The organism is Vibrio stylophorae, from assembly GCF_921293875.1.
Classification (GTDB): Bacteria; Pseudomonadota; Gammaproteobacteria; order Enterobacterales; family Vibrionaceae; genus Vibrio_A; species Vibrio_A stylophorae.
Map to the genome: position 1 here is coordinate 1,852,329 of NZ_CAKLDI010000001.1, position 17,701 is coordinate 1,870,029.

The following is a 17,701-nucleotide window of genomic DNA, read 5'->3' on the forward strand; positions in this document are numbered from 1 at the left end:
GCTTGATCGATTTGCTGTTATGGAACGAAAACATATCTACATCGCCTATACAGGTGGCACCATTGGCATGGTCCGCTCTGACCACGGTTATGTCCCTCGTGCAGGCTATATGGAGAAACAGCTGGCCGATATGCCAGAGTTTCATCGTCCTGATATGCCTCGTTTCACCTTGCATGAATACGCCCCGCTCATCGATTCTTCTGATATGACGCCGCAAGATTGGCAACGTATCGCCAATGATATTTACGCACACTATGACCAATATGATGGTTTTGTCATCCTTCATGGCACGGATACCATGGCGTATACCGCTTCATCGCTATCCTTTATGTTTGAAAACCTCGACAAGCCGATCATTATCACAGGCTCACAAATTCCAATTGGTGAGTTGCGCTCCGATGGCCAAAGCAACTTACTCAATGCGCTGCATATTGCCGCCAACTACCCAATCAACGAAGTGACCTTGTTTTTCAACAATAAACTCTTTCGTGGCAATCGCAGCACCAAAGCACACGCCGATGGATTTGATGCCTTTGATGCGCCCAATATGGCGCCCTTACTCGAAGCGGGTATTCAAATTCAGCTTCAGCGCGGTACGGAAATTAACAAAAAACCTGCAGGCGATTTAATTTTGCACCAAATCACCCCGCAACCTGTGGGCATGGTGATGCTTTATCCTGGCATCTCTGCTGAAGTGATTCGCAATTTCCTTCGCCAACCAGTCAATGCCTTGGTTCTTCTCACCTTCGGTGTAGGGAATGCGCCGCAAAATCAAGAGCTTTTAGAACTACTCACCGAAGCATCATCTCGTGGCGTGGTGGTGGTCAATCTGACCCAATGTTTCTCTGGCCGTGTAAATATGGGTGGCTACGCGACAGGTTGTGCGCTTGCTGATGCCGGTGTGATTAGCGGTCATGATATGACCCCTGAGGCAGCACTCGCTAAGTTGCACTATTTACTCAGCCAACCCATTGATGTGGAGCAAGTGCGCCAATTAATGCAGCAAGACTTACGCGGCGAGCTAGTCGCCAATTGATGCCAGCATCGCGAAAATAAGCATATAATAAAAACGGCAGCCTTTTGGGCTGCCGTTTTTATTAACACGGGTTCGAGTTATCAATACTGTCAATTTGCTCGGCAAGCCATGTTTTTTGTGCCCACTCACGCTTTAGGTCCGCTTTTGATTTATGCTCAATTTGCCCGCTTTGATTAATAGTCATATGTGCATTATTAGGGTGAATCGATTGATAACACATCATCAGCTGTATCGCTTGATCGCGCTGCGTTATTGATAATGCTTCGCCATCTGGCCAGCGGCCTGTTTCAATCACATAACAAAGCGCTTGATAATGTTCTTCACTCAGGGTGCGTGCCTTTGCTGCAATATCATCCAACGTCATTGTTCGAACCTCCTTTTTCCCATTGAAATCGCTTGTGAGCTCACGAAATCACGTCCAATACCTTATCTTCTATCTAGCAATCGATACAATAGCGCTATATTCGATTGGCATGGATTCAGAATGCGTCGCCTGTTTACTCCCCTTGCACTTGTCCTACTCCTTAGCGGTTGCTGGGATCGACACACCTCAACTACAGAATTATGCGAAGACAAACCTTACCTTTGCCAAGGCACCAATAAAGGCGATGGTCAGTGCCGCGTGCAACGAACACGTTTTATTTGGCAAAAATATGAAGTCGAAAAAGATGCCAGCGACGCACAAAAATTCAAACTTCTGACGCAAGCCCAACATTATTATGACTGCTTAACACTCGCAGCGCGAATTGAGCCAACTGAACTGAAAGAGAGAAAAACATTGCGCGCAGATGCCGCCATGTTTGCGCAAGATGAGATTCTGCGGCTTGAACAAGAGCTCGCATCTTCCTCAAACCCTGATGTTCTGTATTATTTTTGGGGTAAAGGGAGTTATCAAGCACTTGAGCAATTTTTAGCCCTTGAAGGGCAAACGGTGATGAACACGCCAGATCTACAACTCAAGTTAGCAAGTTATTACATCGAGCGCGATCTTGAACATACCCTCAAGATACTGTCCTATGGACTCAGCCTTTACCAAGCAGGTGACACAGTCAACCCTGAGCTTCTTTCTGCGCTGGCAACTGTATCTCATCGCTCTGGATATAAAGATAATGCCTATATTTGGAGCTTAGTTGCACAGCATTATGGTGTCGCAATCGCCTCAGAAAAACAGTTAACACTGCTTTATCCCATGAATGCGGATCATCGCACTCTACTCAAACACCAAGCGGACCAAGTCACGGACGCACTTAAAGAGGGACGCTACCGAAGCCAAATGGTGCCAATTCCTTCATCTGAAAATGCAGCATTCAGCGAATAGTGTTGCGGGTTATCTACAATGCTAAAAAAACCACAAAAAAGGCCGCAAAGCGGCCTTTTGAACATTCATGATGGCGTATGCTATTGCGGCATCACCACTTCTTCATACTCAAACTCCGGCACAGTGATTTCAACGCGACGATTTTTCATCCGTCCCTCTTTTGTACCATTGTCTGCGATTGGGTTATTTTCACCTTCACCACGAGCTGAGATACGATCACTGCTAATCCCGCGACTTTCTAGATAGTCAGAAACGGCCATCGCTCGTTTTTCAGAAAGCTTCTGGTTGTAGCTTGCCTTACCAGAACTATCGGTGTAACCAACAATTTGAACTTTCGCTTGTGGATAGGTGTTCATTAACTCAACAAGATCAGCCAGCGCAGATTCGCTCGACGCGCTTAATTTCGCGCTATTGAGTTCAAACAAGCCAACACCGTGCACCTGCTCAAAGCTCTTGGTCATAATGACTGGCTCTGGTGGCGGTGGCGGTGGCGGTGGCACAACCACTGGCTTATCACGACCGAAGTGATATGCGATACCTAAGCTAAAGAAGTTCGCACCCAAACTGTCAGCTACATTATCATCAATATCAGGAATGGATTGATATTCAAAACGCACAGACCACTGTTCCAATGAATCGAATTCAAGACCGACAGCGCCCATGTATGTGAAATCTTCAATTGGACCATGGTCAACATAGGCACCGCCCACCTTGCCATACAAGCCCCAATTAGGATTAAATTTCCAAGTGAATTTGGGAGCTAGTGTAATCGCATGAAGACTGTCATTGACATTCCCCCCAGGAAAGCTGGATTGAAAAGTGCCAAAGAAATCGTAGCCAAGTTCTAAGCCAACATAATCATTGAAGCCATAACCGGCAAAACCACCTGCGCCAAAATCATCATCATTACAGAAACTAGAATCTGAACATGAGTCATCTAACCAGGTTCCTCCGGCCTTACCACCAAGATAAAAATCGGCGGATGCCGGAACCGCAACGACACCAAAAAGTGCTGCGGATACCACTGCTGCTAATTTATTCATTTATATATGCCTCGTGCGTTTTGTTGTGCAACAAAAGTCGTGCATACAAAGTAATAGTTCAGTGACATTTAATTGACAAAAAACTTACACACGAAAGCCGCATTTTTTCTAGCTTTGAACAATTTTTGAGACAAAAAAGCATACCCGAGGTATGCCTTTTCAACTGGACATCTGCACTGTAATTAAATTACGACCTGCAACTGTTTATTTTTATTAAAAATAAAGCGCTTGAAAAATGACTAATCATGCAGATTGCTGTTGAATCTACGCGCTTTCATCCTCTGCGTTAAAACGCATCGACACCGAGTTGACACAGTAACGTTCACCGGTAGTTTCTGGGCCATCTTCAAATACATGTCCTAGGTGCGCATCACAATGAGCACAACGAATTTCTGTGCGTGTCATGCCATGGCTATGATCAGTCAAATAGCGAATGGCTTGATCATGAATTGGCGCATCAAAGCTCGGCCAACCACAGCCTGAGTCATACTTTTGATCGGCATGAAACAAGGGCTTAAAACAGCATGCACACTGATATACCCCCGCTTCTTTGTGGTGTAGCAATACCCCAGAGTACGGCGCTTCTGTTTCACCTAATCGACACACTCGATAAGCTTCTTGCGTCAGATGTGGCCAGCGTTCATCTGTGAATTTGGATGTCATTGTCAACTCCGATACAAAATAAAGCGAGACACTTTTCTAACACATCCAGATTGCAAAATCGTCCCTTGATGTACACAATTTTCTCGCTTGGGTTAAAAGTTCAACAACAGAAACGAAAAGTGCATAAAGAAGGTCGCATTTTTATTCATTGTGAGTATGATGAATGACAGTTTGTGAGGTCATGTGAAAGCGTGTGTAAGAAACATTCATATTTTTTTGACCTTGAGCAATTAAAAATAGAATTTAGCTTGCAGGTTTGCGGCTGATTCTGTAATTTTACTACCAGTTTTCTTTAATCAGAAATTAAGTTGTGGAGCAACTATAATGACTATCAAAGTAGGTATTAACGGCTTTGGCCGTATCGGCCGTTTCGTTTTCCGTGCTTCTGTTGAGCGTAACGACATTGAAGTTGTTGGTATCAACGACCTAATCGACGTAGATTACATGGCGTACATGCTGAAGTACGACTCAACTCACGGTCGTTTCAACGGTACTGTAGAAGTTAAAGACGGCAACCTAGTTGTTAACGGTAAAACTGTTCGCGTTACTGCAGAGCGTAACCCAGCTGACCTTAAGTGGGATGCAATCGGTGTTGACGTTGTTGCAGAAGCAACTGGTATCTTCCTAACTGACGAAACTGCTCGTCAGCACATCCAAGCTGGTGCGAAGAAAGTTGTTCTAACTGGTCCATCTAAAGACGCAACTCCAATGTTCGTAATGGGTGTTAACCACGAGACTTATGCAGGCCAAGATATCGTTTCTAACGCTTCTTGTACTACTAACTGTCTAGCGCCTATCGCTAAAGTTCTTAACGACAACTTCGGCATCGAATCTGGTCTTATGACTACAGTTCACGCAACTACTGCGACTCAAAAAACTGTAGACGGTCCTTCAGCGAAAGACTGGCGTGGCGGTCGTGGTGCTTCTCAGAACATCATCCCATCATCAACTGGTGCAGCTAAAGCTGTAGGTGTTGTTCTTCCTGAAGTAAACGGCAAACTAACTGGTATGGCTTTCCGCGTACCAACTGCAAACGTTTCTGTTGTTGACCTAACTGTTAACCTTAAGAACGGTGCTTCTTACGAAGCTATCTGTAAAGCAATGAAAGAAGCTTCAGAAGGCGCTCTAAAAGGTATCCTTGGTTACACTGAAGACGCAGTTGTTTCTACCGATTTCAACGGTGACACTCGCACTTCTATCTTCGACGCAGCAGCTGGTATCGCACTATCTGACAACTTCGTTAAAGTTGTATCTTGGTACGATAACGAAATCGGCTACTCAAACAAAGTTCTTGACCTAATCGCTCACATCTCTAAATAATGTTTGCGTTAGCGAAGTAACTTCGTAAGAAAAGGCGGCTATATAGCCGCCTTTTTTATTATCTTTTTCAGAATCAAACTGATGCGCCATGGCGCTTACTGGAGTTTATGATGGATTTAAAGACTCTTCCCGCTCTGACTGTGCTTTCTGATAATGTCACCATCGTCGAGCAAAATGGCATCAAAATCGTTCGCGTAAATCATGATAAAGCCAGTGCAGGGATCTCTTTGCACGGCGGCCACGTGATTTGGTTTCAACCAAAGGATCAACAGGATCTCATTTGGATGAGCGAAAAAGCAGAATTTGATACAAACAAAGCCCTGCGTGGTGGTATTCCTGTGTGCTGGCCATGGTTTGGCAAAGCTGCTAACCCATCACACGGTTTTGTTCGTACCAGTGAATGGCAATTAATTGAACATCGCGAAAGCGAGCAAGGCGTCATTATCGTCTTGGGCATTGAAGATAGCGAAGCAACACAAGCGCTATGGCCTCACAAATTCTCTGCGCGACTCTATATTGATATTCAAGAAACCCTCAAGGTTACCTTGGATGCAGAAAATACAGATACCCAAGCATGGCAATGTTCTGGCGCATTGCACACTTACCTAACTGTCGGTGATATCAACCAAGTTGAAGTAACCGGAATGGGACCGCTGTATCTTGATGGCCTACAGCAAGGTAAAGCATGTGAAAGTGATGTTCAAACACTCACCATTGGTGCAATGTTGGATCGCGTTTACACCAAGGCAGATAGCCAACTATCAATGACTGATAAAGCGCTTAATCGCCAAGTGATGGTGAAAAATGGCGGACAAAATGCCGCTGTAATTTGGAACCCTTGGGTTGAAGGTGCTCAGAGCATGGCTGATATGGCTGATAACGGCTACCAAACCATGTTGTGTATTGAGTCAACCTACCACGCCACGAACCTTGAAAATGGCTACAACGTTGCCCCTGGTGAGCACTTTATTCTAACCACAGAAATCAGTACTAAAGCCAACTAAGCAATTTTTGATGCTTCCATGAATAACAGCACCGCATGGTGCTGTTTTTTATTTGCTTGAAAACCTATGGTTTTCGCCATTAAGCACGCATCACAACATAAGACTCCACCAGCGCCCATGCATTGCCATCAGGATCCGTAAAAGTAGCAAAACGACCATGCTCGACCTCCTGAATGGGAGATATCTCTACCCCACCCGATGCTAAGCGTTGATGCATGCCCTCAATATCGCTGGTTGGCACTAATAATCCCTGTGTCGAACCGGGTTGTAACCCTGCGCAAGGTGAAACCAATTCAATATGTCGCTGACTCCCTTTAGGGGCCAGAGCAATGATTCGCTCACTTTTGCTCTGACGATCATGGCGCAACTCAAACCCCAATAAATCTCGATAAAATATCAAGGAACGGCTGTGATCGTAGACCGGTACTGCGACCGCATCGCTCATCGCTGAACTCATCTAAACATCCTCTATTGAAATTGATGCAAATGCGCCAAAATCGAATTACATTCTTTTTGTGATACGCATACCATTAATCAATAGTGGTGCTCAGCAAAATTGGCAACCTTCGCTCTGAATCGATCACCTACTGTCGCAGATGTGAGTTTCAAACTTCTTGATTTTCAGACATAAAAAAACGCAGCCGAAGCTGCGTTTAACATCTCATGAATGCCTTTATTCTTCATCAGCCATGTAGTTGGCGATTTGTTCTTTGTTATGCATCCAAATCACCCCACTCTCGCGACCATATTGCTTCACGCGCTCAGGGACACCTTGATGGCCGTGGTTTGAGCACAAGCCTTTCAGATCAGCGTAAAAATCAAGCGCTAATTGGCAAGCCTGCGGATCCATAAAGTAGTAACCACCAACACGAGAATAGATCTTGCGAAGGCCATTTAAGGTCAATACATAAACTTTATTGCCTGACAAGAATGCCAAGCCTTGGAACAACTTGTAGTCAAAGAAGTTAAACACTTTTGAGCGGCAAATTTGCTCACATAGCACGGTATCTTCTTTGCCATAACGATCGATGATTTTTTTCAGCTCTTGCTGAATCGCTAAACGCAAGTCATCTGGACATTCCGCAAGGAAAGCTTCCAAACTTGGTGCGGCAAGTAACTGCTGACATTGACGAATAATGCTGTCAATTAGCTCTGCTGCCGCTTCTGGTTGACCACGCAATGCATAACGCATGTAAATACCGCTAATATCGGTACGCGCAGACAACATATTCTCAACAACCGCCTGAACATCTTGGCCATCCAACATGACTAAGGTATCCAGAATGTTCAGTCCTGATGTGTGCATAAAATCATTCACACGCGTTGGTTTACCATGTTGAATGGTCAACCAACCATCACGCGCCAAACGCTGCAACACTTCACGTAACGTTGTTCGTGTCACGCCAATCAGCTCAGAAAGCTCTCGCTCCGCCGGTAAAATCGACCCTTGAGGAAAGTGATTATTCCAGATGCTTTCAATAATATATTTCTCGGCAAATGTTGCCGGGCTATCCGCCTTAATGACCATGAATCAATTCCAACTAGATGAGTGGTGCATTTCGCATGCGCTACGTTAACTCATCTTACCTCCCCAAGACAAGCGACAGCGCAGGGAATCCGTCAAGAATTCGAGCCATCCTTCGATCGATGAGGCAAAAATTTGCGCAACGAAAACATTCAGCAGACGCATAACAAACGACTTACAAATTTTAAAATTGATATAACAGATCATTTTTCCGCGATGAAAATGAGTGTATATCGAAATATTTTAAACTCATTTCTTGACTGTAATCACAGGCAATATAAAGTTTAGCCCCAGTATGATTTGGCGATTAAATTGCATTTTTTAACTCTCAAGTTTCAAGATTTAAAAGTGTGATTTAGTTCTCAGAAATATATTACTTTCAGCCGTAGACCTTATGTCACTTCGTTTTGTGATCGTTATTTGCTGCGTGGCATTATTCAATAAATAATGTATTGGCATGTCTTCGACTGTTTTTTTCGACAATTTGAGAGAATAGCAACCATGTCCATTTCACTCGGTAACGCCTTTGTCAAAAACTTCCTTGGCAAGGCACCTGATTGGTATAAAGTTACCATCCTTTCTTTTTTAATTATCAACCCGATTGTTTTTTATCTCACCCGTGATGAAAACGGTCTATCGATGATTGCCGGTTGGCTTCTCGTCGTTGAATTCATTTTCACACTAGCGATGGCACTAAAATGCTACCCATTACAACCGGGTGGTCTGCTTGCCATCGAAGCGGTGATCATTGGCATGACCAGCCCTGACCACGTGAAGCATGAGCTTGCGGCAAACCTCGAAGTTATTCTATTGCTGATCTTCATGGTTGCAGGTATCTACTTCATGAAGCAGCTGCTGCTCTTTATCTTTACCAAGCTATTGATTGGCATCCGCTCGAAAAAACTTCTCTCTCTTGCATTTTGCGGTGCCGCTGCATTTCTTTCCGCATTCCTTGATGCACTCACCGTGATTGCTGTGGTAATTAGCGTAGCGATTGGTTTCTACGCCATTTACCACCGTGCAGCATCTGGTGCAGACAGCACCTCAGGCCATGACCACACCTCAGATGACAGCGTCAATGAGCTTAGCCGCGACGATCTTGAAAACTACCGTGCATTCTTGCGCAGCTTGCTGATGCATGCTGGCGTGGGTACCGCGCTTGGTGGCGTGATGACCATGGTCGGTGAGCCACAAAACCTAATCATCGCGGAGCGCGCTGAGTGGGGCTTTGTTGAGTTTATTTTGCGTATGGCGCCTGTAAGCGTGCCGGTACTCATCTGTGGCTTGCTAACCTGCTGGTTAGTAGAACGCTTTAAGGTCTTTGGCTACGGCGCTGAACTTCCAGAGCCAGTACGCGCTATTTTGGAAAACTTTGACCGCGAAGAGACAGCGCAGCGCACCAATATCGATAAAGCAAAGCTGATCGTTCAAGCTTTGATTGGTGTTTGGCTGATTGTTGGCCTTGCCATGCACTTAGCAGCAGTGGGCCTCATTGGCTTATCCGTCATTATCCTTGCGACTTCATTTACTGGTATTACCGAAGAGCACGCGCTAGGTAAAGCCTTTGAAGAAGCATTGCCATTTACAGCGCTGCTCGCAGTGTTCTTTACCATTGTTGCAGTGATTATCGATCAGCAGCTATTTGCGCCGGTTATCGCCACAGTACTTGCGATGGATGAAGCCGTACAGCTACCAATGTTCTACGTCGCAAACGGTCTGCTATCTATGGTTTCAGACAACGTATTCGTGGGCACGGTTTATATCAACGAAGTGTTGAGCGCTTGGCACCAAGGTCAAATCTCTCGCGAACAGTTCGATCTACTGGCGGTTGCAATCAACACAGGTACCAACTTACCTTCTGTTGCAACACCAAACGGTCAAGCGGCATTCTTGTTCCTATTGACCTCTGCGATTGCACCACTGCTTCGTTTGTCATACGGCCGTATGGTGATGATGGCGCTGCCTTACACCATCGTTTTGACCTTTGTCGGTCTACTCTGTATCGAGTTGAACTTGGTACCAATGACTGACATTTTGTACAACATGAACCTAGTGACACATCACCTTTCAGTGAGTGTTCCTGAGGCTGTTGCAGGCGCAGCACACTAATTCTGCGTTTTAAATCACTAAGGCCCTGTTTACACAGGGCCTTTTTTGTTTATATGATGGCACAAATTATTTTGGGTCAATTCTATGAACATCCTCACTTCCCTCTATCGCTTTTCCACGCTGCGAATCTCTTGGTTTCTTCTTGCTCTTGTCACCTTCATCTTTGAGTTATGTGCGCTCTATTTTCAGCATGGTCTCAATTTAGCGCCTTGTGTGATGTGTATTTATGAACGTGTTGCGATGATTGGACTCACCGCTGCAGGTTTGATTGGCATGATAGCGCCGCGCTTTTTGCTCGTGCGCCTCGCTGGTTTTGGGCTTTGGGGCTATAGCAGCTATCACGGTGCGGTATTGTCTTGGCAGCATGTGGCTTATCAATTTGATCCATCACCTTTTCACCAGTGTCCGCTCTTTGTCACCTTCCCAGATTGGCTGCCGCTCAACCAATGGCTACCGAGTGTCTTTGAAGCCACGGGTGACTGTAGCAAGGTGGTTTGGCAGTTTATGGGACTATCGATGCCACAGTGGCTACAAATTATTTTTGCTGTCAGTATCGCTGTTTGTGCAATATTCCTATTACTTCAGCCACTACGTTTTATAAAAAATAAATAACATTGAGATGAATCAATAAATATTGATAAAAAAGCCGAAAGCCTCTCTTTCGGCTTTTTTTATTCGATTTGACAGCTGACCAAGCACGGTCTTGACTCAACAAAGAGTCATTACAAGGACGTCGCTATGGTTAGCCAATTCAAATATCAATCTTTACGTGCTTCACATCTCTCGTGGCAACAACTAAAAGCGCCACTAGCAAAAAGAATATTAAGCCGTCTGTGCCTTATTTTTTTATTATTGTCCGCCACGACTCTGACCTTGCTTTATTTTTTTTATCAGCAATGGCAAATGCAATTAGCCGACGCACTCACGTTTCGACTACTGCCGCAGGAGCTTGAAGCTGTAGCCAGCGCACTTCCCTCCATTGATATCACCCTTTACCAACAGTTGATGGTTTTATCTGCAATTTTTGTCATTCTGTTTATTTGCGCTGCGATTTGGCTCAGCTTGCGGATCATCGGTCCGGTAGTGCACCTTAAAAACAGCATGCTAAAGATTGCCCAAGGCGATCTCACCACCCGCGTTGAGTTGCGTCATCACGATGCCTTTCATGATGTTGCGCACTCACTCAATGACAGTACCGCGCGTATTCAAGTCCTCGTCATGGGGCTCAAAGAGAATATTGCTGCGCTTGAAAACCAGTGTCAAAGCAAAGCACAACGACAAAACCTTGCCGCGCTTAAACAAAATTTGGCCTACTTTGACACCTTGCATACAGCAGAAATGGACTCATGAAACTCTATCGGCTAGTGACAACCTTGGTGTTGATGAGCTGCCAAGCCTGCGCCTCGCAAGTTGGCGATGCCATTCAGCAGCTTCAAACCGGTAAAGTGGCGCAAGCTAAAACCATCCTTGCGAAAATTGAACCGCCCTACCAAGGTGAGGCGCTCTTTCTGGCAGCTCGCGTCGCTGAACATGATCAGCAATATCAAAGCGCACTGGATTACTACAGGCAGTATTTAATCAGCCAGCCCTTTAGCGTGCATCGACTTGAGGCGCGCGCGGCAATGACGTTACTCGCAACTCATCAACATGACGCCGCCCTGCCCGATTATCTCAAGCTGATTGCCCTTCGCGATCAGCATCAGCTCGAGCAACTGCTCAAGCAAAGCCAGCAATTTCAAGCGCAATACGCCAACTCTCCTTTGGCGGTGGAAGCCGCGCTACTATCTGCCTATATACGCCTTGAAAGTCTGAATCAACCGCTGCAGGCCTATCAAAGCTACGTGTCTATCTATCAGCAGGCCCGTTCAGAAAATATCCAATTGCAAGCGCTCAATGGCATGGCCTATAGCGCCTTTCGTGCCAATACCCCGCAACAGCAAGCGCAAGCACTCGCGAAGATGCAAGATATGCTAGATAGCCGCTGGGCTGCGAGAAATCCACTGCTTGCCAAAAGCTGGCAGGCACGACTCACTGCCAATCAGCAGGTCATGGAGCAGCAGCGTAATCATGCGCAGCTAGCCAATATTCTTTGGGGAACGGGGGCGCGCTTGTATCTTGACCACCCGGCTGGATCCAATCAAAACTACGCCGGTGTTTGGCATGATTTAAAACAGCAGCAGCTGAACTTACAAAGCGCAACGCTATGGATCACCAACCAAAGTGATTGGCGCTGGTTACAATCGGATCGACTGTTAGCCCTCGAGCAACAAGGGCTCACGCCGATGATCGCTTTTTGGTATTTTGGCGACAAAATCAGCCCCGAATATGTCACTCAGAATCGTCAGGCCTATCTCCAGACGCTCAAGCAGCAACTAATTCCGCTGCTTCAGCCGCTTTCAAGTGGCTATCTCATCCTTGAGCCTGAATTTAATAAAAATGGCATAGAAAACTGGGATGGCTGGGATCCATTGATGCTGGAAGTGATTGCTTTAATTCGCCATGAATTGCCGCAAATTCAAGTAGGTTTGGCGCTGGGTGATTGGGACGCTATCGGCAGTAAACAAAGCTATCTCAGCGCACAAAAAGCCATTACAGCCAGCGATTTTGTTGCCTCGATGCTGATGATTTCAAGCTATACCGAGCGCGTACATCATCAGCCCGATTGGTCACCTTGGGTTCGCACCATGCGTTTAGCACATAAGCTCAACGCACAATTTAACAAACCTTGGCTGATCGCCTATGTTGCCATCGCATCTGAGCCCGGTTGGCAATCGCAGCAAAGAATCGAATTAGAAAAGCTATCCTTCTATTTACCCTATTTTGCTAACAATCATTTAATCGCGCTCAATTGGTTTTCCCTCGTTGATGAGCCCAACCAAACTGGTTGGTTTGCTGATGCAGAAAACAGCTTTGGCTTAATCAATGCCGATTATCAAGCCAAGCCTGCGCTGAAGCAATTTGCCGCACTGAGCGCGCAGCACCAGCGCCAACCCGTGTCTCATGTCACCATGCAAATTGATGAAGATGTCGGACAGTGGCGTATTCAAGCCAAATTTTCCAGCTGGCAGCCTTGGCAGCTGCTGTTATCACAATCAGGTAAATCGTGGCGCTATCAAGGCGCAGGGGATATGTTCAAAATTGATTGGTATGGGCAACTTGCCCATGGTTGGAGTAAAGATGGACCTGTCGAGATATCGCTGCAAGTCAATGGACAGTTAGTTGAACAGCGCACAGCGCAGTGGCAAGGCATACCTGCAGCATCACTCGCCAAAGGCCGAGAGAAACGCCTTGAACCATGGCAATCACTCTTTGTGTCATTAAATAAAAATGAACAAGCACTCACAAAGGGGCATCTTTATATTGAATTGGCGATCAATAAAGAGCAGCGACAACACTTTGCCTTGAGCTTGGTGGATCAAGCGGGCTATCAAAAGCCGCTTAACCTCGATATTGCTCGCCGATTTGACGATAAACTCGTGCTCATCATGCCTTTGTCTGAACTTGCACAAGGTTGGCGACGACACACACCTTCGGGTTATCTCTGGGCGGCGCAAGCAACCGGCTCACTACGCTTGCAGCTACGCAATGAAAGCGGGCATAAAAAAACCGCCAGCATCACCCAAGTGAGCTGGCGGCCCTAATATGAAAAATTATGAAGGTTTAAGCGACGCCTGCAGCTGCTAACCCAGGGAAAAGTACCTTCAAACCCGTGGCAATAAATTCAATGCCCAGCGCAGCGAGAATCAAACCCATAATACGGGTGATCACGTTAATCCCTGTTTGACCGAGCATTCGCACAATCAAAGGGGCGCTGCGAAACAGCAGCCAACAGCCCACAGCAAAAATCACAACGGTGATAGAAAAACCGAGCAAAGACAAAGGCTCAGGATAGCGACCGGCATAAACGATGGTTGAGCTAATCGCCGCAGGACCCGCCATCAGCGGCATCGCAATGGGTACTACCCCCACTTGCTCACGGCTAATAGACTCAGATTGCTCTTGCTTGTTTTGCTTATCGTCGCCCAGCTTACCGCCCATCATCGAAAATGCCACAGACAAAAGCAGCAAACCACCAGCCACACGAAATGAGTCCAGTGAAATACTGAACATATCCAGTAGCATTTGCCCTGCCAGCATAGACACGATCAAGATGATCGCTACCGCCAAATTCGCAACATAAGCAGTACGCGCACGATCCTGCGGACTCATATTGTTAGTCAATGAAACAAAGACAGGCATGATGCCCACTGGGTTTACCAAGGCGACCAAACCAACGAAAAACTGAAGAAAAATTGCCAAATCAATGTGTTGCATGAATCGCGCCTCAATAACAAAAACAGGGGCTCATTGAAAGTGGCGCTACTCTAGGCCAAAGCAACTCGATAATCCAATTAGATTTCACATCATGTATTCCCAAGTAAAACTAATGTAATGAAGCTGTATCAGATCTGACCAGTTAAAAATCATGAAAATTTACAAGTTGCAAAGGGTCTTTTTGTTCACATTTCCATTCATGATCGCGATCACAAAAGCGGTGTCAAAATGAAAGAATACTACGTAATTTTACGTAATTCGTAATATTCTATGCCCCGTGAGAGCGCTCATGGTTTTGAAGGAAAGCCAAGGGACACCTGTTAAATCAGGGGCTGTACAGCTTACATTAAGGCAAAAATGTGAATTGTGTGGCAAAGTGATCTCGATCAAGAAATTGACAGTTGTGAAAATTTATAATCAATTTTGAAAGCAATTTACTAAGTTGGCTGCCCTACAAGCCACCACCTTACTAAAAAGTTTTCATAAAATTGTAGGAGTACATAATATGCCTGTAACTAATATGGCAGAACTTGATGCTTTGGTCGCTCGCGTAAAAGCTGCACAAGCAGAGTTTGCGACTTTCTCTCAAGAGAAAGTTGATGCAATCTTCCGTGCTGCATCTCTAGCAGCTAACCAAGCACGTATCCCACTAGCACAGCAAGCTGTTGCTGAGTCTGGCATGGGTATCGTGGAAGACAAAGTAATCAAAAACCACTTCGCTTCTGAGTACATCTATAACAAGTACAAAGACGAAAAAACCTGCGGCATTCTTGAAGAAGACGAAAGCATGGGCACCATGACCATCGCTGAGCCTGTAGGTATCATCTGTGGTATCGTACCAACCACAAACCCAACTTCTACTGCGATCTTCAAGTCTTTGATCTCTCTTAAGACTCGTAACGCAATCATCTTCTCACCACACCCACGTGCAAAAAACTCTACCAACGATGCAGCGAAACTTGTACTAGACGCAGCTGTTGCAGCGGGTGCACCGAAAGACATCATCGGTTGGATCGACCAACCTTCTGTTGAACTTTCTAACGCACTAATGAAGCACAATGACATCGCGCTTATCCTTGCAACTGGTGGTCCAGGCATGGTGAAAGCAGCTTACTCTTCTGGTAAGCCAGCGATCGGTGTTGGTGCAGGTAACGTTCCTGTAGTTATCGACGAAACTGCTGATATCAAACGTGCAGTTGCATCTGTATTGATGTCTAAAACTTTCGATAACGGCGTAGTTTGTGCATCTGAGCAAGCTGTAATCGTCATGGACGAAGTTTACGACGAAGTGAAAGAGCGTTTCGCTTCTCACAAAGGTTATGTTCTGTCTAAAGCAGAAGCAGATAAAGTACGTAAAGTACTTCTAATCAACGGCGCGCTAAACGCAGACATCGTTGGTCAACCTGCTGTTAAGATTGCAGAACTAGCTGGCGTTAAAGTGCCTGCTGACACCAAAATCCTTGTTGGTGAAGGCCTAGGCGAAGTTTCTGGTGACGACGAGTTCGCACATGAGAAACTATCTCCAACTCTTGGTATGTTCCGTGCGTCATCTTTCGAAAACGCGGTTGACCAAGCAGTTCGCATGGTTGAAATCGGTGGTATCGGCCACACCTCTGGCATCTACACCAACCAAGACGTAAACGCTGAGCGTATCAAGTACTTCGGTGACCGTCTGAAGACTGCACGTATTCTTGTAAACATCCCTACCACTCACGGTGGTATCGGTGACCTTTACAACTTCAACGTTGCACCGTCTCTAACTCTTGGCTGTGGTTCATGGGGTGGTAACTCTATCTCTGAAAACGTTGGTCCTAAGCACCTAATCAACAAGAAAGTTGTTGCGAAGCGAGCTGAAAACATGTTGTGGCACAAACTACCTAAATCTATCTACTTCCGTCGTGGCAGCCTACCAGTTGCACTTGGCGACCTAGAAGGCAAAAAACGCGCATTCCTAGTAACTGACCGTTTCCTATTCAACAACGGTTATGCTGACGAAGTTGTAAGCCTTCTTAAAGGTCTAGGTATGGAAGTTCAAACTTTCTTCGACGTGGAAGCAGATCCAACGCTTTCTGTTGTGAAGAAAGGTGCTGATTTGATGCAAAGCTACCAGCCAGACGTGATCCTTGCCCTAGGCGGTGGTTCACCAATGGATGCAGCGAAAATCATGTGGGTTATGTACGAGCACCCAGAAACTGAGTTCGCTGAACTAGCAATGCGCTTTATGGACATCCGTAAGCGTATCTACAAGTTCCCTAAAATGGGTCAAAAAGCTGAGCTTGTATGTATCACTACCACTTCAGGTACTGGTTCAGAAGTTACTCCTTTCGCAGTTGTAACTGACGACAAGACTGGCGCGAAATACCCACTAGCTGACTACGAACTAACGCCTAACATGGCTATCGTAGATGCGAACCTAGTGATGAACATGCCTAAGTCTCTAACTGCTTTCGGTGGTTACGATGCAGTGACTCACGCACTAGAAGCTTACGTATCAGTTCTTGCGAACGAGTACTCAGACGGTCAAGCGCTACAAGCTCTTAAACTGTTGAAAGAGTACCTACCTTCTAGCTATGCGAACGGTGCAAACGACCCAATCGCTCGTGAGAAAGTACACAATGCTGCGACCATCGCTGGTGTTGCATTTGCTAACGCATTCCTAGGTGCATGTCACTCAATGGCGCACAAACTAGGTGCTGAGTTCCACGTACCACACGGCCTTGCGAACGCACTGCTTATCTCTAACGTTGTACGTTACAACGCGAACGATAACCCAACTAAACAAACTGCATTCTCTCAATACGACCGCCCACAAGCACGTCGTCGCTACGCAGAAGTTGCTGACCACCTAGGCCTAAGCCAAGCTGGTGACCGTACTGCGCAGAAGATTGAGCGTCTACTAGGCTGGTTGGAAGAGCTGAAGCGCGACCTAGACATTCCATTGTCTATCCAAGCTGCAGGTATTCAAGAAGCTGACTTCCTTGCGAAAGTTGACGCACTATCTGTAGAAGCATTCGATGACCAATGTACTGGTGCGAACCCACGCTACCCATTGATCAGCGAACTAAAAGAAGTGCTTCTTGCTTCTTACTACGGTAAGCCTTTCGTTGAAGGTGAAACCTTCGAAGGTACCACTGTAATCAAGAAAAAAGCTGACCAAAAACCAGCTGCTAAGAAGTAATTCTTTCTAGCAAGTTTGAAAAAGCCCTCTTCGGAGGGCTTTTTTTATCGCTATTTTTCGGCGAAATTTTGAACCAGTTCAACATATCCATCGGTTCAGTAATGAAAACACAGCCTAAAGCGCTGGCAACAACCTCTCGATTTAACACGCACTACCTTGCGACACCTGCCGTCCCTATCCATCATCAAACC

15 protein-coding genes are annotated in these 17,701 nt (G+C 45.9%); 9 read left to right on the forward strand and 6 right to left on the reverse strand.

The genetic code is table 11. The annotated features are described in order from the left end of the window. Positions 1 to 19 precede the first annotated feature (19 nt). Positions 20 to 1,036: an asparaginase gene (ansA, locus tag L9P36_RS08475; protein WP_237466267.1), complete on the forward strand. Its 1,017-nt coding sequence runs from the start codon at positions 20 to 22 to the stop codon at positions 1,034 to 1,036. A 61-nt stretch (positions 1,037 to 1,097) separates the two neighbouring features. Here ansA and L9P36_RS08480 read toward each other — a convergent pair whose 3' ends face one another. Then, a complete protein-coding gene (locus tag L9P36_RS08480) occupies positions 1,098 to 1,400 on the reverse strand; it encodes a DUF1315 family protein (protein WP_237466268.1) in 303 nt (100 codons plus the stop codon). A 120-nt stretch (positions 1,401 to 1,520) separates the two neighbouring features. Between L9P36_RS08480 and L9P36_RS08485 the strand changes: the two genes are divergently transcribed. Then, positions 1,521 to 2,354 carry a DUF2989 domain-containing protein gene (locus L9P36_RS08485; RefSeq protein ID WP_237466269.1) on the forward strand — a complete coding sequence of 278 codons (834 nt, stop codon included), beginning with the start codon at positions 1,521 to 1,523 and terminating at the stop codon, positions 2,352 to 2,354. 80 nt (positions 2,355 to 2,434) lie between these two features. Here the strand turns inward: L9P36_RS08485 and L9P36_RS08490 are convergent, their stop codons facing one another. Then, positions 2,435 to 3,397 (reverse strand): OmpA family protein, encoded by a 963-nt coding sequence (locus tag L9P36_RS08490; protein ID WP_237466270.1) that lies wholly within the window; start codon positions 3,395 to 3,397, stop codon positions 2,435 to 2,437. Between the two features lie 264 nt (positions 3,398 to 3,661). Continuing rightward, positions 3,662 to 4,060: a peptide-methionine (R)-S-oxide reductase MsrB gene (msrB, locus tag L9P36_RS08495; RefSeq protein ID WP_237466271.1), complete on the reverse strand. Its 399-nt coding sequence runs from the start codon at positions 4,058 to 4,060 to the stop codon at positions 3,662 to 3,664. 324 nt (positions 4,061 to 4,384) lie between these two features. Between msrB and gap the strand changes: the two genes are divergently transcribed. Continuing rightward, positions 4,385 to 5,380 carry a type I glyceraldehyde-3-phosphate dehydrogenase gene (gene gap, locus L9P36_RS08500; RefSeq protein WP_237466272.1) on the forward strand — a complete coding sequence of 332 codons (996 nt, stop codon included), beginning with the start codon at positions 4,385 to 4,387 and terminating at the stop codon, positions 5,378 to 5,380. 110 nt (positions 5,381 to 5,490) lie between these two features. Then, positions 5,491 to 6,384 carry a D-hexose-6-phosphate mutarotase gene (locus L9P36_RS08505; RefSeq protein WP_237466273.1) on the forward strand — a complete coding sequence of 298 codons (894 nt, stop codon included), beginning with the start codon at positions 5,491 to 5,493 and terminating at the stop codon, positions 6,382 to 6,384. Positions 6,385 to 6,463: 79 nt separating this feature from the next. Here L9P36_RS08505 and L9P36_RS08510 read toward each other — a convergent pair whose 3' ends face one another. Together L9P36_RS08510 and fadR are read right to left on the reverse strand one after the other, a co-directional pair. Beyond that, positions 6,464 to 6,841 (reverse strand): VOC family protein, encoded by a 378-nt coding sequence (locus L9P36_RS08510; protein WP_237466274.1) that lies wholly within the window; start codon positions 6,839 to 6,841, stop codon positions 6,464 to 6,466. 216 nt (positions 6,842 to 7,057) lie between these two features. Continuing rightward, positions 7,058 to 7,912: a fatty acid metabolism transcriptional regulator FadR gene (gene fadR, locus L9P36_RS08515; RefSeq protein ID WP_237466275.1), complete on the reverse strand. Its 855-nt coding sequence runs from the start codon at positions 7,910 to 7,912 to the stop codon at positions 7,058 to 7,060. A 498-nt stretch (positions 7,913 to 8,410) separates the two neighbouring features. On the opposite strand from fadR, the gene nhaB reads away from it, so the two are divergent. The 4 genes from nhaB (at position 8,411) to L9P36_RS08535 (ending at position 13,659) form a co-directional block, all read left to right on the forward strand. Beyond that, the gene (gene nhaB / locus L9P36_RS08520) at positions 8,411 to 10,018 is read left to right on the forward strand and encodes a Na(+)/H(+) antiporter NhaB (protein WP_237466276.1); all 1,608 of its coding nucleotides are present in this window, start codon (positions 8,411 to 8,413) and stop codon (positions 10,016 to 10,018) included. A gap of 84 nt (positions 10,019 to 10,102) precedes the next feature. Further along, on the forward strand, positions 10,103 to 10,630 hold the full coding sequence (dsbB, locus tag L9P36_RS08525) for a disulfide bond formation protein DsbB (protein WP_237466277.1): 528 nt from the start codon (positions 10,103 to 10,105) through the stop codon (positions 10,628 to 10,630). A 291-nt stretch (positions 10,631 to 10,921) separates the two neighbouring features. After that, on the forward strand, positions 10,922 to 11,368 hold the full coding sequence (locus L9P36_RS08530; RefSeq protein ID WP_237466278.1) for a HAMP domain-containing protein: 447 nt from the start codon (positions 10,922 to 10,924) through the stop codon (positions 11,366 to 11,368). Next, on the forward strand, positions 11,365 to 13,659 hold the full coding sequence (locus tag L9P36_RS08535) for a tetratricopeptide repeat protein (RefSeq protein WP_237466279.1): 2,295 nt from the start codon (positions 11,365 to 11,367) through the stop codon (positions 13,657 to 13,659). The genes L9P36_RS08530 and L9P36_RS08535 overlap by 4 nt, the downstream gene beginning before the upstream one ends. A gap of 19 nt (positions 13,660 to 13,678) precedes the next feature. On the opposite strand, the gene L9P36_RS08540 is transcribed toward L9P36_RS08535, so the two are convergent. Then, a complete protein-coding gene (locus L9P36_RS08540; protein ID WP_237466280.1) occupies positions 13,679 to 14,332 on the reverse strand; it encodes a YchE family NAAT transporter in 654 nt (217 codons plus the stop codon). A 505-nt stretch (positions 14,333 to 14,837) separates the two neighbouring features. Between L9P36_RS08540 and adhE the strand changes: the two genes are divergently transcribed. Beyond that, complete coding sequence (adhE, locus tag L9P36_RS08545; RefSeq protein ID WP_237466281.1) at positions 14,838 to 17,510, forward strand: bifunctional acetaldehyde-CoA/alcohol dehydrogenase; 2,673 nt, start codon at positions 14,838 to 14,840, stop codon at positions 17,508 to 17,510. Positions 17,511 to 17,701 lie beyond the last annotated feature (191 nt).

Bases quoted from the DNA above. Each gene is read 5' to 3' on its own strand.
- ansA (WP_237466267.1), top strand. From the start codon at position 20: ATGGAACGAAAACATATCTACATCGCCTATACAGGTGGCACCATTGGC.
- L9P36_RS08480 (WP_237466268.1), bottom strand. From the start codon at position 1,400: ATGACGTTGGATGATATTGCAGCAAAGGCACGCACCCTGAGTGAAGAA.
- L9P36_RS08485 (WP_237466269.1), top strand. From the start codon at position 1,521: ATGCGTCGCCTGTTTACTCCCCTTGCACTTGTCCTACTCCTTAGCGGT.
- L9P36_RS08490 (WP_237466270.1), bottom strand. From the start codon at position 3,397: ATGAATAAATTAGCAGCAGTGGTATCCGCAGCACTTTTTGGTGTCGTT.
- msrB (WP_237466271.1), bottom strand. From the start codon at position 4,060: ATGACATCCAAATTCACAGATGAACGCTGGCCACATCTGACGCAAGAA.
- gap (WP_237466272.1), top strand. From the start codon at position 4,385: ATGACTATCAAAGTAGGTATTAACGGCTTTGGCCGTATCGGCCGTTTC.
- L9P36_RS08505 (WP_237466273.1), top strand. From the start codon at position 5,491: ATGGATTTAAAGACTCTTCCCGCTCTGACTGTGCTTTCTGATAATGTC.
- L9P36_RS08510 (WP_237466274.1), bottom strand. From the start codon at position 6,841: ATGAGTTCAGCGATGAGCGATGCGGTCGCAGTACCGGTCTACGATCAC.
- fadR (WP_237466275.1), bottom strand. From the start codon at position 7,912: ATGGTCATTAAGGCGGATAGCCCGGCAACATTTGCCGAGAAATATATT.
- nhaB (WP_237466276.1), top strand. From the start codon at position 8,411: ATGTCCATTTCACTCGGTAACGCCTTTGTCAAAAACTTCCTTGGCAAG.
- dsbB (WP_237466277.1), top strand. From the start codon at position 10,103: ATGAACATCCTCACTTCCCTCTATCGCTTTTCCACGCTGCGAATCTCT.
- L9P36_RS08530 (WP_237466278.1), top strand. From the start codon at position 10,922: ATGCAATTAGCCGACGCACTCACGTTTCGACTACTGCCGCAGGAGCTT.
- L9P36_RS08535 (WP_237466279.1), top strand. From the start codon at position 11,365: ATGAAACTCTATCGGCTAGTGACAACCTTGGTGTTGATGAGCTGCCAA.
- L9P36_RS08540 (WP_237466280.1), bottom strand. From the start codon at position 14,332: ATGCAACACATTGATTTGGCAATTTTTCTTCAGTTTTTCGTTGGTTTG.
- adhE (WP_237466281.1), top strand. From the start codon at position 14,838: ATGCCTGTAACTAATATGGCAGAACTTGATGCTTTGGTCGCTCGCGTA.